Raw genomic sequence first — 13,710 nt, 5'->3', positions numbered from 1 at the left:
GCGTGGAGACGGAGTCGGCTGGATTACCGTCGTCGGTAAGCCCGAATCGGCGTAGCTGTTCGGCGCCCTCGCAGTCCCCGTCCCGATGCCGCCACAGGGCCACCAGATCGAGCGCTACGGTGCTGCCGCGGTCGGCGGCTTGCCGGGCGAGTTGTTCGGCGCCCTCACGGTCCCCGGCCCGCTCCCTCAGCCTGGCCAGCTGCTCAAGCGCTGCGGTACTGCCGCGGTCGGCGGCTTGCCGGTACAGCTGTTCGGCGCCCTCACGGTCCCCGGCCCGGTCCTTCAGCAAGGCCAGATGCTCCAGCGCTGTGATGTCGCCACGGGGCAGCAGCGAGCTGGTACAGGCGGGCGGCGCGACCGAGTCGGCCCCGCATCTCGGCTTGGCGGCCGAAGCCGCTAAGCAGTGCCGGGTCGGTGACTGTGGTGGTGATGGTGTCCCAGAAGCAGGCGGGTGGGAGTACGCCGCCGCGGTCGATGCGGCCGGTCTGCTCGATGGGCCCCTTGCGGCCGGGCACCCCGTCGGGCGGCCCCACGGAACTCCGGCTCACAGTGCTCTGAATGTTTGCTGGCGACCCGACTGCGCGCCGGTCCCTGAAGTTGAGTAGGGCCAGGCGGGTCGGATTGGCGACTTGACGTAGACGACTTGCGCGGCGGTATCGAAAGTGAGGTGCCGGGCTCTTGCTGGCGGATGACGTGCGCGGTCTTCGGAAGCCCGCGTCCTGGGGGCGGCACTGTGCCGACTCCCTACGGGTTCGTGAGGGGGTTTCGTGATGAACGAGTCGCCTGATGTTGGATTGGCCAGGGACTGATCCCGATGAGCGTCAACCCGATGAGCGTCAAGTGGTGGGCCCTGATTTGGCTGGTCGCGCTCCTGGTCGTGATCGTCTTCGGCCCGGTCCTGGCCGATCGGATGCGAGCAGCCGGGATGAAGAAGAGCCTGGAACGGCGGCGGGATAAGCTGCCGAAGAACTCGGAGGAGCGGGGCAAGCTCGATGAGGAGCTGGCGAAGTGGCAGCGTCCGGTGCGTGCCCGGGTCCTCGGCGTGGTGATGGGCGACGACGAGCGGTTATCCACCACCAAGTCGGTCGCCCTGTTGTGGACTCTCGTGATCGCTTACGTCATTCTCGCGCTGATCCTCGTCTGGCCGTCGGACTGGGGTAAGGCCTTGCAAAATCTCAACGGCTCGTACCTCGCGCTGCTCGGTGGCCCGATCGCGACGGTCGTACTGTCGAAGGTCATCGTGTCGACCCGGTTACGCCGCGGCACGATTCAGAAGCCCGAAGGCGATGGCATCCCCCGGCTGGGTGACCTGGTGGCCGACGACAGCGGGAACACCGACCTGTTCGACCTTCAGTACATCCTGTTCAACGTCGTCGCGGTGATCTTCGTCCTGACCGGGTTCTCGAAGTTCACGTCCGCCGGCTTCCCCGAAGTGCCGGAGGTGCTGTGGCTGCTCACCGCCGGGCCGGCGGCCGTTTTCGTTAGCAACAAGGCCTTCGGCACGAATGCGCCGGCGATCTTCAGTGTCGACCCGGGAGAGGTCCGCAAGGGAGAGTCCTTCACCGTCTACGGGCAGAACTTCATCGTCGGTGACGCCGCCGGCGCCGCCGAGAAGGTGAGCGTCCAGATCAACGGGGCGAGAGCGGACGTGGTGCAAGGCTCGGTCAGCGGCGTGTCGGTGCGCGCAACCGTCCCGGAGCACCTGCTGCCCAGCGACTCCGCGGTCGTCACTGTCGTTACGGACGCGGGCGTGCACGTCAGCCGCCGCGACCTGCTTGCCGTCGTCCGGGAGCCGGTGGTGAACCCGCTTGCCGCCGGGACGACCGTGGCGCGCGACGGGAGCTTCCTTCTGACCGGGGCGTGGAACCCAGGCCCGCACGGCCTGACCGTGCTCATCAACGACGTCGCTGCGGCGACCGCGAACGCAAGCGGCAACGCCGTCACGGTGACGGTGCCGATGGCCACCCAGCCGGGGACTGCCCAGGTGAGGGTGCTAGACGCGGTCGGTCGCAGCGAGCCGGTGCCACTCAACGTCAGCCTTCGCTGAGCGCCGCGATCACATTCGGATCTTCTCGCGGTCGTGGTCGCCGTCGGGCTCCGAGTGTGGGAAGACGGTGGCCCAGATTGCGGCGTTGGCGGCATCGCCGCCGCCCGCCACCTTGAGTGCTTGGGTGGCGCGGGCGGCGTCCTGCTCGGCCTGTAGCGCTTCGGCCTCGCGGGTGCGGGCCAACGCGACCTGCAGGCGGACGCCGTAGTCGTCCAGCGCGAGGCCGCCGCCGAGGAAGGCGTCTACGACGATCCCGTCGGTGCGCAGGGTGTTGGTGGTGACGGCGTGAATGATGCCCGGCACGGTGACCGGCACGCCGCCGGAGGTGGCAGTGTCGTGGCCCGCCGCGGGCTCGGGGTAAGTCATCCGCAGGCTCGGATCAAAACGGGTCCAGGCGATCGTCTCGGTGGCCGGGACGGTCTTGGCGGGGTCGTTCGGGTCGGGCTCGGTGCGGATCTTGCCGGTGACTGGGTCGCGGGACGGGACCTGCCGGCTGACCTCCTCGACGACCTGGTGCCACTCGCCTCGGTAGTCGAAGATTGCATCGAGCTGGCGCAGGATGGTCGCCTCGGCGAGAGCAGCGCTCTCGTCGTCGGCGCAGATTCCCCGCAGCAGCGAGTGCAGCTGCGGGAGGGCGACCTCCTCGTAGTCAGTGAGCGGTACCTGGATCTCAGGATGGTGGTCCGGGTCCGGGGTCCGCATCATGCGCTTGCCGTCCGGGGTGAACCACTCGATCAGGTGCCCCACTCGCACATCGACCAGGTGCAGGATCGAGACGAACTCCTGGGTCATCTGCCGAAAGGTGAAGTTCACGGTGCGCGCCAGGCTGGTGTTCTCCAGGGTGCGCACCATGGTCTGCTCGTTTTCGCTCGTCGAGATGACGGTCTTGGTGGTGTCCACCTTGACGTCGCGCTTGGCGGATTTCTCCGCGGCGTGCCGGCTGGTGCCGTTGGTGACGTTCTTGGCGAGTTGTTCCCGGGCTGATGATGTCCCGTATGCGAGTCCCGCCTCCACCGACGCCGAGCCCCATCCCCACGTCACGCCAGCCTTGACGTTGACGCTGGCCTTCAGGTTCTGCTCGTCTTGCGACTTAGTGGTGTCCTCGTTGGTGATGGCCGTGGTGAGTTCGTCGCCGGTGGTTTCGCTGAAGCTGTCGAAGATGCTGGACGTGGCGGTGGCTGTGCTGCTCTGGCTGTTGAAGGTACGGATAGTGATGCTGGTCTTCTCGCCGGGTAGCAGGGTGAAGGTCTGCACGATCCGCCCGGCACCGTAGCGGCCGAGGAAGTTTGTTAGCCGTAGGCACTCCACCAACATCAGCCGGTGCCGGGGCAGGCGCGGCATGGCGGTCACGGTGAACTGCCGCTCCACCTGGCTTGCGGCGCCGGCCTTGTTCTTGGCGAGGACCACGACTTGGTGGTCACCGTCGGCAGTCACTGTCAGCGACGCGCGGAACGAGCCGTCGGCGTTCACAGCGACTGTAGTGGCGTCGGCGCCGTCGAGGGACAGGACGCAGCTATCGATCCCCGACTCCTCGTCGGCTGCCTTACCGGTGACCTCGAGCGCGGCGGTGCCAGAGCCAGACAGTGCCAGGCGCGCGCCGGCCGGCGGAGTGTCCACCGTCAACCTGGGGCGGGTCGTGTCTGGTGGCGGCGGTGTTGGTACTTCGCGGACCTCAACCTGGCGCGGGGCCAGTGTGGCGAAGTCGTTGCCAGGCAATTTGAGCCGTGCGGACACCGAAACCGGCCCGGGTGTGACCCGGACTGCTGTGGTGTACTCGCAGACAGCCGTCCCCGGTGTGCCGGTCAGCGGTGCGGTGGTGTCGACACCGTTCACCGTGACGGTAGCAGTCGGGGGGCGTGCCCCGGTGTTGGAGATGGTGGCCTGGACAACGACCGGCATATCGAATCCGGTCGGACCGCTGTCGAAGACCGCGCCCGGCGCGGGCTCGACGATTCGGAGTACAGCCTGCGGTACCGGCGGCTGGTGCCGCGGCTCGCCACGTGGCACGTCACCGTCGTTGCCGTCCCGGGGTTGCAGCATCATTACCGGTGTGGGGAGTGCGGGGGGCGGGGCGACGTCGGTGCGGAACGGGTCGTTGGCGCCGAAGTCGAGGGTGATGTAGCTACGTCCCGGGAAGCTGGTGGGATCGGGCACGTTGTAGGACAGGCCCGGCGCGTTGTCCGCATCGGAGACGTCCAGGTGCACGAAGGGCGCGACGCCGTCGATCATGGCACTGTCCTTTCGCTTCGGATGATCAGAGGCGCAGATCGCCGCCATATCGGTCGGACATGCCCGGCGGTGCGCCGGTTGCCGGGTCGACAACGACCCACACGGGTACGGCGAGGCGGGCGGCTGTCCCCGCGACGCCCTTGGCCAGCGTGCCGAGCCATACGGCGACCAAGCTCAGCGACTGCCACATCCGCGCGGCGGTTGCAGCCGCCGCACCGACGACGGCCGCGCCACCAAGCCAGCTCGCCAGATCCAAGCCGGAGGCGTCGTCGCCAGCCGCCCGGGTCAGTGCCTCCACCGCAGGCGGGCCCCCAGTCTGCCCGGCGGCGTCGGCCAGAGCCTGCGCGAGGACTAGGCCGAGCAGGGCCAGGCCGATGTCGCGGACATCGACGGCCTTGGGGCCGCCACCGTCCTTATTCTTGCCGAGGATTTGGTAGCACAGCACCCCGGGGATGGGGACCTCGACGTCCATCAGCCGGCCGTCCCAGAGCAGCACCCGCCGCGGCGGCGTCCACGAGCCCGGCTCCCAAAACCAGACTGGTCCAATGGTCGACAGGTCGACGCGACGCGGCACCTTACGGGTCACGTAGCCGGCGAACTTTTTCAGCACCTCCGCGGACCACACCAATGCACGCCGCGCTGGAATGCCCTTCACTGACTTGTGGATCTCCCAGGCATTCAGGAATAGCAGGTACCGGCCGTAGAGCTGCTTGGCGCCGCGTACCGCCTGCACCTTCGGCTTGATCTCGTAGACGTGCCGCAGGGCTGGGTCGAGGATGTCGGGCTGACCCACGGCATTGGTCACGACGCTGAACAGCGCCGTGCGGACCGTCTCCCAGTCCGAGCCCGCTTCGGCGACGTCGCCGAGGGTCTGGCCCCCGACTCGGGATCCGGCCAGGACCTCCGCGGCCACCTTTTTACGGTCCAGCAGGTAGAGAGCCAGTAGCGCCTTCTCCGCGATGAACCCGTCAAGCTGCGAATGCGGCCGGATCTCCCCGCTCGCCCGCCGCTGCTGCACCCATCTGTACAACTCCACCCGTGCCCCGGCGGGCAGGCCCCATTTCAGCAGCCGCTTCCAGTTGCGCTTGCTGAGCGGACGCAACAGCGTCAAGGCCGTCGACGGCAGCGGCCGCACGCGCGCTGTCGCACGGATCCCCATCCCGGCCGCCGCGGCGAGCAGGGCGGCGATCCACGGGTCTGAGTTGGGCGGGTCCGGCTCGGCCTCGAAGGTGGCGGAGTTGATACGGTCCTCGTCCGTCTCAGCCCAGAACTCGTCGGCCGCATTGTCGTACTCGCCACCATCCTCGCGATCCGGTTCGTCGTCCCCTGAGTCCGGGGCGGCCGCGCCCAGCATCCAGGTCAGAGCCAGCCGCTCCATGCCCAGCGACGACAACGCCCGCGACACGACCTGAGCGCACAACTGTTCGGCTTCCGCCCAGGTCACGGGGCCCTGCCGGGACACCCCGGTGGCAGCCCGCAGCACCATTGTCAACGGCCCGGCGTCCTGCGGGGATGGCGGCGTAGCCGCTACCGGCGCCGGCGAAAGCCGGGCCTGCGGCACGGCCAGCGCGTGCGCGTAAACCGCACCCACCAGGTTCACGGCGGTGTTCGCCGAGCCGGGGGCGCCACGCTCCACACCGAGCGAGGTCAGCAGCACGTCCACGAGCGTGACCACAGTGATCAGGTCCGGGTCGAAGGAGTGGTCTCCCGCACCGTTGGTCGCCGTCTCCCGGGACAGCACGGCGCTGCCGTCCACCGCCCGCTCGCGCTCCACCCGACACACCTGCTCGGGCCGCACCGCGACCGGGTCAGCGCCGGGGCAGGCGAGCAGTGACTGTCCGCCGGTAATCCGCGACCGCGTCGGCTCGCTCGGATCCGCCAGGAGAATATCGCCGCTCGCCATGACCGCCTCCCTTGGCGTACGCCTAACCATGCGAGCACGGAAGCCGGTGGAGGGCGTCGCAGTGGCCGAGATCTGACAGCGTCGCGGCCCGTACCAGGCCGTGGGGCGCCGCTCATCGGGTTGGTGTCGCGATCATCAAGTACAGGGCAGGCTGGGCTACGTGACGGCGCGGCCGAAGGTGGGGCCGGTCCTGGCCCCACCCGCTACCTCCGTGATCCGGATACGGGAAGACTGGCTAGGGCCTCGGTCTTTCGACTGCCAAGCAGCGTGATCAGATCTCTTCCGAAGCCCGGGGCTCAGGCGTACAGAACTTGGCAATAACAGCACCGAAGGGGCTAGTACCGATACGGCGAAACAAGTCGGACAGCAGGAGAGGGTCGTCTTTGCTGACCGCTGGCACCACCTGAAGCAGCTTGTACAGGTCCCGCCCTAGCGCCTCGAGTTGCTTCTCCGCCTCATGGCTCGGCGCTGCCAGCGCCGAGGCGTCTTGGCGGTGCAACCAGGCGCCGGCATCGCGTGTAAGCACCGCAGCCTCCTGCTCCACCTCGGCAAGACGCAAAAGCAGATCGACGACTTCTCGATGTACAGCTGCCTCGCCATGGTCGGCCAGGAACTGGACCATTTCTAGGTCAGCTGCGGCCAGGCTCAAGAGCTGAGCACGCTCTTCGTTAGCCGCGGCTGGCAGCTGCCGCAGCAATACGTCTTCGGCGGCCTTCAGCGACATCACGACTGGGTCGACGTCCGAACAGCCCTCCGGAAGAGGAGGGAGGTCCACGCCCAAGGTGTCGACCTCACGCAGCATGCCAACAAGCTCGTCTTCGGTCGCGGTACACAACCGGTACTGGATGGGCTGGCCGCCGCGACGACCCTGCGCCTGCGTACCCACTCGCTCCACGAAGCGAGCGTCCCGGCTGAGAACGGTTCGGACTGTGTTGTCCTTCGCGCCGCTGTAATGAGCCAGGTCCGCCACGGTGAACTCCCGCAGGGCCAGGATGGCGTTGAGAACGCGGTAGCGGTTAAGCATGGTCAAGGACCTTCTTCCGCTGGCCAGAGCCCCCTACCGGGCCGTTGCTTAGTCAGTGTGCTTCTTAGTTATTCGTTTGTCAAGTGAACAACTTAAGGACTTCACCAACAAGGCCATGCAAGTCGTGCGTAGTCAGATACCTACGCATGACAGGGACTAGCTCTGGATTCACACCCCGTAACGTGGCTTTCGATACGCCGGCCACAAACAGATCCCGCTGCTGGTTGTCGATCGGAGAGGCGTTCAGATGCACACTCAGCTGCACGAACGCCCCCAAAGGATCCGCCCGCGCTTCAGGCAAGCGCTCGAGCAGGCTACGCATGTTGTGCGCAGCCCTTACTCCCAAGGCTCGCTGCGCCCATGCCCGGTCTTCGACGTTTTTAGCATATCGAGCCTTATGTACGGTATCGGCGGCCTCCTCCTGCGCCGCAGCGCGAGGCGTCATCGTTAGGTCAGGGTCTCCCGATCCTCCATGCCGCGATCGGGCCAACATCTGATGCACAGAGAAGGCGACATAGTCCATCCAGCCCTCCGCGAACCGGCTGCTGGGGTCCGCGGAGGTTCTACCCCCTTGCCAGGGGCCTTGGAAGACATGGCAGACGCACTCGTGCAGCAACACGTAAGGGAGAGAGAAGGCTGTCAGCTCGTCCATCAACTTGGCGTTGACCCTCACATCGACGCGGGCTGAAGGCGGATCCCCCGGCTCCTCGTGCAGGCATGTGACGGCAGTGAGCTGGATCGGTAGCGGAGAGTGAAGAGAGCCAAGCTGATGATCAAACCGAACAGTGATCCGCTCTAGCATGTCCGGCGAGACAGGGAGGCCGTGTGCGCGGTATAGCTCAAAGGCTTCCTCCACCGCCTTGTCGAAGGCGGCTGGCAAGAGGTCGCCGGGGAAGCGGCCGGCGTCCGCCAGCACCCGATCGATCTCGTCCAGTAGAAGCGTGCACACCTTTTCGGTATCCGCGCCAGGGTAGGACTGCATGATCGACCGGAGCTCCTCCGCCAGTCGGTGCAGGTAACTACTCAACGGGTCAGCCGAGCAGAACTCCAGCTGACGAACAGTCGAATGGCACAGCCTGTCCCGAACCTCTTCCCACAACGTGCCGTACCCGGCCGCCGCCAGCTCCGCGTGATGAAGGTCTAGCACCTGGAACACGAGTACGCGCGCCAAGACCGCCTTCTCGACGTGGAGCGGAAGCACCCGCTCAGCCTTCATGACTCAGGCGGCTTCTCATCTCGGATGGCGTCGCTGCCGTAACGGTTGCGGATCCGTGGGAGAAGCACCTGCTTCCACAGAGAGATCAGGACTGCGTTGGCCACGGGAGCGAAAGCCACCACCAGAGTGACTGCGGTGGGATCCACGCCGGCACCACGCACGCCAACCCGGATGGCGTCCTTTCGGCCCCCCTCCGGCACGGCGTCAAGATCAATCCCCGACGCGGCGAGCTCCTTCTGAACCTGTTCGTCATCCAGGGACGCCCAGAACTGATCGATCTCCTGCTGGACTTCCGCAGCGGATCGAGTACCCCGCACATACAAGAGATCGGTCATCTCAGTCCCTCCGGTTTCTGTCGCAATCTCGACACGCCTAGAACTAATGCACCGGACGGCGGCTCACGTACCAGCGGAACCTGCATCTCGTCAGGCAGCATTTACTTACAGCGACGGTCCTCACTCGATGCGCAAGATCGCAACCGGGCAAACCACTAAAACCCAACCAGATGATACGAGCAGTTGGCTACCGTCCGAACCGGCGAAATCAAAGTGGCGGAGGGACACCCATTGGCACCGCTGCACCACCACCGCGGCAGCCAGCACGCCGGTCGCCACCACATCCAGCATGAGCATCTGGTGGCGCGACCATCTCGATCCGCACTTCACGGTCCTGACCGGCGAGTACGGCCCGTTCGGCAGGTGCTCACCTGATCGCGGCCACGTCGACACGGCGCCGCTGCCGGTCGAACCCGCCCCGGCCGACGTCCTGGCCCAGCTTCCCGACTTCGAGCTGCGAGGGTCCTGACCGGACGGACACCGCCCCGGCTCGGCGTTGCTACGCTCCGCCACGCCCGATGACGGCGACGACCAGGAGGCGAATGTGCGGGATCGACGGCTGGCCGCAGGGGCACTGCTAACCGTCCTGGCCGTAGCAGGGTGCACCTCCGATCCGGCCCCGCCGCCCGCACCCGGCCCGACGTCGTCGGCGCCCGCGCGGCCGACGTTCGATCCGCCGACCCGCTTCGGGCCGACCGCGATCAAGCTGGGTCCGGCCCGAGCCTCCGACGTGCTGCTCTACGCGGGAATGGCGTACGCGGCGGGAGAAAGCAGTACCACGGTCACCGACGTGCTCACCGGCCGCCGGCTTCCGGCACTCACCCCCCAGCACCCACCGGTCCAGCGCCCCGGCGGGCTCGGCGAGCCGGTCGGGCACATCCCGCTGCTCGTGCAACGCGACGGCCGCCCGGCCGTCGTCATCGCTTACGCGGTGAGCACCCCCGCCTCCGGTACCACCACGGCGAAGCAATCCGTGCAGCTCCTGCTCGCCGACGCCGCCTCTGGCCAGCAGCTCGCCGCCCTGAGCGTGGCCGCGACCCCGGCCGAGGGCGGCGGCGACTTCACCGCGGTCGCCGGCGAATACGTCACCGTCGTCGGTGCGCAGGCCAACACGCTCGTGCTGACCGTGGGCAAGCAGGTCACCCTGGGCGTCGACCTGACGACCGGCTCGGTGCTGTGGCGCAACACCACCTTCACCGCGGCCGCGGTGCTCGGCGACACCGTCGTCGGGCTCACCGCCGCGGACTCGAGCGTGCGGCAGCAGCTCGTCGGTCTCGGCGTCGCCGACGGCGCGACCCGCTGGCGCGCGGCGAACGTGCGTAACGCCGAGCTCGCCGCGGCCGGGACCGCGTACGCGGTCCTGGTCGCCGAGCAGGACACCGGCGGCCGCTTCTACGCCCGCATCAACGCCGACGGCAAGCTCAACGACCGCGAAGCCGGCTCCTACGGCTCCGGGCTGGGCTGCCGCTACGACCAAGCCTCGGTCACCGTCTGCTCGATCGGCACCACCGCGGTATTCGCCCTCGACGCCACCGACGGCAAACTGCTGTGGCAGCTACCCGCCACCGGGCGTACCGCCCCCAACGTCACCGCCGTGTGGCACGGCGCCGTCTACGGCACTACCGGCACGACCACACCGGTCGTCCTCGACGCCCGCACCGGCGCCGACCGCGAAGCCGCGCCCGGCCTGGCCCCGGTCGCCGTCAGCGGCTACGCCGGCGTGGGCGTCGATCCGGCCGAGCAGAACACGGTGACCGCCTACCCCGCGGTCGGCTGACGGTTGAGCGCAACTTCAGCGGCCTGGACGGCGAAGGGTGCGTCCAGGGCGACGAGAGCGTCCGCACTCCTACGAGCCAAGCGGCTGCGCTGAGCTATGGGCGGCCCCTATGGCGGCAAGCATGGCCGTTTCGGCTCGCCGAACCCCTTGTTGATCTTAGTTTCGGGGAGTGCTCAGGCCGCCGGTGGTGCCGATGCGCGCGGTCGGCGTACCGGAACTTCCCGGCCCGGCGATGTGCCGCGGCGGCTGCGCCTATGAGGTCAAGTTTGATGGCTGGCGGTGCCTGACCTTCGTCCGCCCGGGCGGGGTCTACTTGCAAAGCCGTCAGCTCAAGGCCCTGGGGCCGTACTTTCCCGACGTCGTTGTCGCAGCGCAGAGCACGTTCGCGCCGGGCACGGTGGTCGACGGCGAGCTAATCGTCTTTGACGCGGCGGCGGGACGGACGTCGTTCTCGGCCTTGCTGGGGCGCGTCACCGCCGGCCGTCGGCTCCCGGCGGAGGTGGCGGCGCATCCGGCGAGCCTGGTGTTGTTCGACGTGCTGGCCCACGATGGCGTCGACCTGACCGCCCGGCCGCTGCGCGAGCGCCGCGTCGTGCTGGAGCACCTCGTCGCCGGCGCCCCTCCGGCCCTAGCGCTGTGCCCGCAGACCACCGACCTTGAGCAGGCTCGGCAGTGGTTCGAGGAGCTGGCGATCACCGGCGCGGAGGGCCTGGTCGTCAAGGATCTCTCGGGGCGGTATCGCCCCGGGGCGGCAGGGTGGTGGAAGTACAAGCGGCGCGTCACCACGGAGGCGATCGTGGGCGGGGTGATCGGCACCCTGGGCGGCCCGCGAGCTCTCCTGCTCGGACGTCTCGACGAACGCGGCCAGCTGCGCTACGTCGCCCGGACCGGGCCGCTGGCGCCTACCCAGCAGCAGGAGGCCGCCGAGATGCTGACCGCGGCCGCCGATCCGCACCCGTGGCCATGCCCGCTACCTGCGGCCTGGATCGGACAGCTCGACCAGCCCGAGCCTGTGCGGTACGTGCCGGTCGAACCGCTGCTGGTCGCTGAGATCGTCGTCGACGGGGCGTACGAGCGGGGCCGCTTCCGGCACACCGTCCGTCACCTGCGCCTACGCGCGGACCTCGCCCCCGCCGACGTCGAGCTCTGGAGGTCTTCACCGTAGTGGTCAGCCTCGGTCTCCTTCCCCGGGTGGTCCGCCCGGCGATGCCGGGGCCGGTCTACAGGAACGTGGGGGTAGGTGTGGTGTTCGGGGTGGCGTCACGGTGACGGATCGCCGAACCGTTCGCGGGCGGCGATTTCTGGTTCGGCGTGGGCCTCCTGGAGAGCGGCAATCTGTTGGCGAACGACCTCGGACAGGATGGCGGTCTGCCATCCTTTGGCCTTTGCCAACTGCTCGGCTGAGACGACAACTGTGGTGTCGTCGCGCTTGTCATACAGCCGCGCCTCAGCCACGTTTGCGTCTTCCAAGTCCGCGCCCTGCAGCTGCGCCGCGAACAGGAACGCGCGCTGCAGCTGCGCCGCGAACAGGGTCGCGCCCTGCAGCTGCGCCCCGCTCAGGTACGCGCCCTGCAGCTGCGCCTCTCTCAGGTTCGCGCTCGGCAGCTGCGCCCCTCTCAGGTTCGCGCGCCGTAGCTGCGCCCCGCTCAGGTCCGCTCCCTCGACCAGCAAATGATGCTCAGTAGCCGGTGTGGTCCGGTTCAGTGTCGTCCAGTCTCCGTCTAGTCGTCGTGCTTAGGGTGATCGCGTCCGTGAATGACGGAACGCACCCACTGCGCTGAGTATCGGGTTGGGCTCGGTGGACCGCGTCTGTGCAGCGGACCGCCGCTGAGCGTCGGGCGAGAACGGGCGCGTGGCGGTGTCCACCTGACCAGAGCCGGCGATGTACCGCCGCCCTACCGATCGTGAGCCACCTGTCGAGCCGACCTCCGACATGAACGCGCTCGGTCGTCCCATCGAATCCGACCTCAGGAAAGGAACTCGTGGCAATGAACATCGCACGATGGCTTCCGCGGAGGAGGCCGCTGGCCGTGGCGGCGTTGGCCATCACGGCGGTGGCGGCGATCCTCATCCCCGCGCCCGCATCGGCCACCGCCGCCGCCGGCTTCTGTACCTTCCGGTCGGGCGGCCCCAACAACTGGAGCAACCCGGCACAGGTCAGCGCCGAACTGTTGATCAGTTGCGACATCGGATCCCACGCCTACGCGTCGGTCCACCTCTACCGCGACGGGACGCTCGTGGGGTCCGACGACGACTCCGGCCTCGGGGGAGCGTGGGCGATCACGGCGGCGAGCTGCGTACCCGGCAACTACGTGGCGTACTGGTACGCCTCCGTGAGTGACCCCACCCCGGAGTCGTACCGGTGGCAGAGCCCGAGCACCAGCATCAGTTGCGCTCCGCCACCCCCAGCCGTGGTCAACCCGGGCAGCCAGAGTACCTACATTTATGACTCCGCATATCTGCAAATGACCGCGACCGGCGGGACCGCCCCTTACAGCTGGTCCGCCAGCGGGCTGCCCACGGGCACGTCGATCAACTCCAGCACCGGCGTGATCGCCGGCACCGTTACTCAGTTCGGCACTTACACCGTCACTGTGAGCGCGACCGACGCGGCGGGTCGCTCCGGCAGCACCCAGTTCACCTGGCTCGTCCGGCGCGAGGCCTGTCCAACCTGCTAAAAGCGGGTTGGACAGGAGTTATGTCGGTAACTCGCCGAATCGATAGGCGTCCGGCGGGAGGCGTTGCAGCGTTGCGGGGGCGTGCGCTTCGATCAGGTGCGGCCTGCGCCGGCACCCGCACCTGCGCCGCCACGAACTCCACGACCTCGTCACGCAACTCCGCCCGCCCCCGCGGGAACCGCCGGTACCGGCCGTAGAACTTCAACAGCACCGCGAACGCCAACGGCCAGGGTGAGCCGGAGTTCGGACGGCCTCCGGTGTCGTCTTCCGAAGGCGGGCGCACGGAGGTTCCGAACCGGCCGTCGCGGTCCGCCGCCGGGTCGCGTTTCGCCTCGCCGGTGAGTCCAGCGATACGGCGTTTGAGCGGGGCGTTCTCGAGTTCGGCGGCGCGGGCCTGGACGGCGGTCAGGAACACGTCGAGCGCGGAGACCGCGAGGTCTTCGCGGGCGTCGTCGATGGGTACCGTCCCGGGGTTGATCATGGATCTACGGTACGGCCCCG

The 13,710-nt window shown here is 68.1% G+C and carries 13 protein-coding genes; 5 read left to right on the top strand and 8 right to left on the bottom strand.

Annotated elements, in window-relative coordinates:
• The first annotated feature begins 814 nt into the window (after positions 1 to 814).
• A complete protein-coding gene (locus EDD30_RS37640) occupies positions 815 to 2,047 on the top strand; it encodes an IPT/TIG domain-containing protein (protein ID WP_071804520.1) in 1,233 nt (410 codons plus the stop codon).
• A 9-nt stretch (positions 2,048 to 2,056) separates the two neighbouring features.
• Here the strand turns inward: EDD30_RS37640 and EDD30_RS37635 are convergent, their stop codons facing one another.
• The 6 genes from EDD30_RS37635 to EDD30_RS41305 form a co-directional block, all read right to left on the bottom strand.
• Positions 2,057 to 4,276: a hypothetical protein gene (locus EDD30_RS37635; RefSeq protein ID WP_071804522.1), complete on the bottom strand. Its 2,220-nt coding sequence runs from the start codon at positions 4,274 to 4,276 to the stop codon at positions 2,057 to 2,059.
• A gap of 25 nt (positions 4,277 to 4,301) precedes the next feature.
• A complete protein-coding gene (locus tag EDD30_RS37630) occupies positions 4,302 to 6,179 on the bottom strand; it encodes a hypothetical protein (protein ID WP_071804524.1) in 1,878 nt (625 codons plus the stop codon).
• Positions 6,180 to 6,450: 271 nt separating this feature from the next.
• Entirely contained in the window at positions 6,451 to 7,209 is a 759-nt protein-coding gene (locus EDD30_RS37625; protein WP_143162620.1) for a hypothetical protein, read from the bottom strand.
• Positions 7,210 to 7,282: 73 nt separating this feature from the next.
• Complete coding sequence (locus EDD30_RS37620; protein WP_071804528.1) at positions 7,283 to 8,419, bottom strand: hypothetical protein; 1,137 nt, start codon at positions 8,417 to 8,419, stop codon at positions 7,283 to 7,285.
• On the bottom strand, positions 8,416 to 8,754 hold the full coding sequence (locus tag EDD30_RS37615) for a hypothetical protein (RefSeq protein WP_071804530.1): 339 nt from the start codon (positions 8,752 to 8,754) through the stop codon (positions 8,416 to 8,418). Before EDD30_RS37615 ends, EDD30_RS37620 begins: the two co-directional genes overlap by 4 nt.
• Positions 8,755 to 8,874: 120 nt before the next feature.
• On the bottom strand, positions 8,875 to 9,045 hold the full coding sequence (locus EDD30_RS41305; protein WP_244945701.1) for a hypothetical protein: 171 nt from the start codon (positions 9,043 to 9,045) through the stop codon (positions 8,875 to 8,877).
• On the opposite strand from EDD30_RS41305, the gene EDD30_RS41300 reads away from it, so the two are divergent.
• The 3 genes from EDD30_RS41300 to EDD30_RS37600 all read left to right on the top strand — a co-directional run bounded on the left by EDD30_RS41300 (position 9,044) and on the right by EDD30_RS37600 (position 11,696).
• Positions 9,044 to 9,223 (top strand): DUF4913 domain-containing protein, encoded by a 180-nt coding sequence (locus tag EDD30_RS41300; protein ID WP_244945700.1) that lies wholly within the window; start codon positions 9,044 to 9,046, stop codon positions 9,221 to 9,223. The two genes, EDD30_RS41305 and EDD30_RS41300, sit on opposite strands and share 2 nt — an antisense overlap.
• Positions 9,224 to 9,298: 75 nt before the next feature.
• Positions 9,299 to 10,531, top strand: coding sequence for a PQQ-binding-like beta-propeller repeat protein (locus EDD30_RS37605; protein WP_143162621.1), 1,233 nt, complete (start codon positions 9,299 to 9,301; stop codon positions 10,529 to 10,531).
• Between the two features lie 169 nt (positions 10,532 to 10,700).
• Positions 10,701 to 11,696, top strand: a complete 996-nt coding sequence (locus tag EDD30_RS37600) for an ATP-dependent DNA ligase (protein WP_143162622.1) — start codon at positions 10,701 to 10,703, stop codon at positions 11,694 to 11,696.
• A gap of 95 nt (positions 11,697 to 11,791) precedes the next feature.
• Here EDD30_RS37600 and EDD30_RS37595 read toward each other — a convergent pair whose 3' ends face one another.
• On the bottom strand, positions 11,792 to 12,202 hold the full coding sequence (locus tag EDD30_RS37595) for a pentapeptide repeat-containing protein (RefSeq protein ID WP_071804534.1): 411 nt from the start codon (positions 12,200 to 12,202) through the stop codon (positions 11,792 to 11,794).
• A 317-nt stretch (positions 12,203 to 12,519) separates the two neighbouring features.
• Here EDD30_RS37595 and EDD30_RS37590 point away from each other — a divergent pair, with 317 nt between their 5' ends.
• A complete protein-coding gene (locus EDD30_RS37590) occupies positions 12,520 to 13,209 on the top strand; it encodes an Ig domain-containing protein (protein WP_084556269.1) in 690 nt (229 codons plus the stop codon).
• Here EDD30_RS37590 and EDD30_RS38580 read toward each other — a convergent pair.
• A complete protein-coding gene (locus EDD30_RS38580; RefSeq protein WP_143162623.1) occupies positions 13,169 to 13,690 on the bottom strand; it encodes a DUF4158 domain-containing protein in 522 nt (173 codons plus the stop codon). The genes EDD30_RS37590 and EDD30_RS38580 overlap by 41 nt on opposite strands.
• Positions 13,691 to 13,710: the final 20 nt, after the last annotated feature.

This window comes from Couchioplanes caeruleus (assembly GCF_003751945.1).
GTDB classification, from domain to species: Bacteria; Actinomycetota; Actinomycetes; order Mycobacteriales; family Micromonosporaceae; genus Actinoplanes; species Actinoplanes caeruleus.
This window is presented reverse-complemented; position numbering and strand designations above follow the sequence as displayed.

Bases quoted from the DNA above. Each gene is read 5' to 3' on its own strand.
- EDD30_RS37640 (WP_071804520.1), top strand. From the start codon at position 815: ATGAGCGTCAACCCGATGAGCGTCAAGTGGTGGGCCCTGATTTGGCTG.
- EDD30_RS37635 (WP_071804522.1), bottom strand. From the start codon at position 4,276: ATGATCGACGGCGTCGCGCCCTTCGTGCACCTGGACGTCTCCGATGCG.
- EDD30_RS37630 (WP_071804524.1), bottom strand. From the start codon at position 6,179: ATGGCGAGCGGCGATATTCTCCTGGCGGATCCGAGCGAGCCGACGCGG.
- EDD30_RS37620 (WP_071804528.1), bottom strand. From the start codon at position 8,419: ATGAAGGCTGAGCGGGTGCTTCCGCTCCACGTCGAGAAGGCGGTCTTG.
- EDD30_RS37615 (WP_071804530.1), bottom strand. From the start codon at position 8,754: ATGACCGATCTCTTGTATGTGCGGGGTACTCGATCCGCTGCGGAAGTC.
- EDD30_RS41300 (WP_244945700.1), top strand. From the start codon at position 9,044: ATGAGCATCTGGTGGCGCGACCATCTCGATCCGCACTTCACGGTCCTG.
- EDD30_RS41305 (WP_244945701.1), bottom strand. From the start codon at position 9,045: ATGCTGGATGTGGTGGCGACCGGCGTGCTGGCTGCCGCGGTGGTGGTG.
- EDD30_RS37590 (WP_084556269.1), top strand. From the start codon at position 12,520: ATGAACATCGCACGATGGCTTCCGCGGAGGAGGCCGCTGGCCGTGGCG.
- EDD30_RS38580 (WP_143162623.1), bottom strand. From the start codon at position 13,690: ATGATCAACCCCGGGACGGTACCCATCGACGACGCCCGCGAAGACCTC.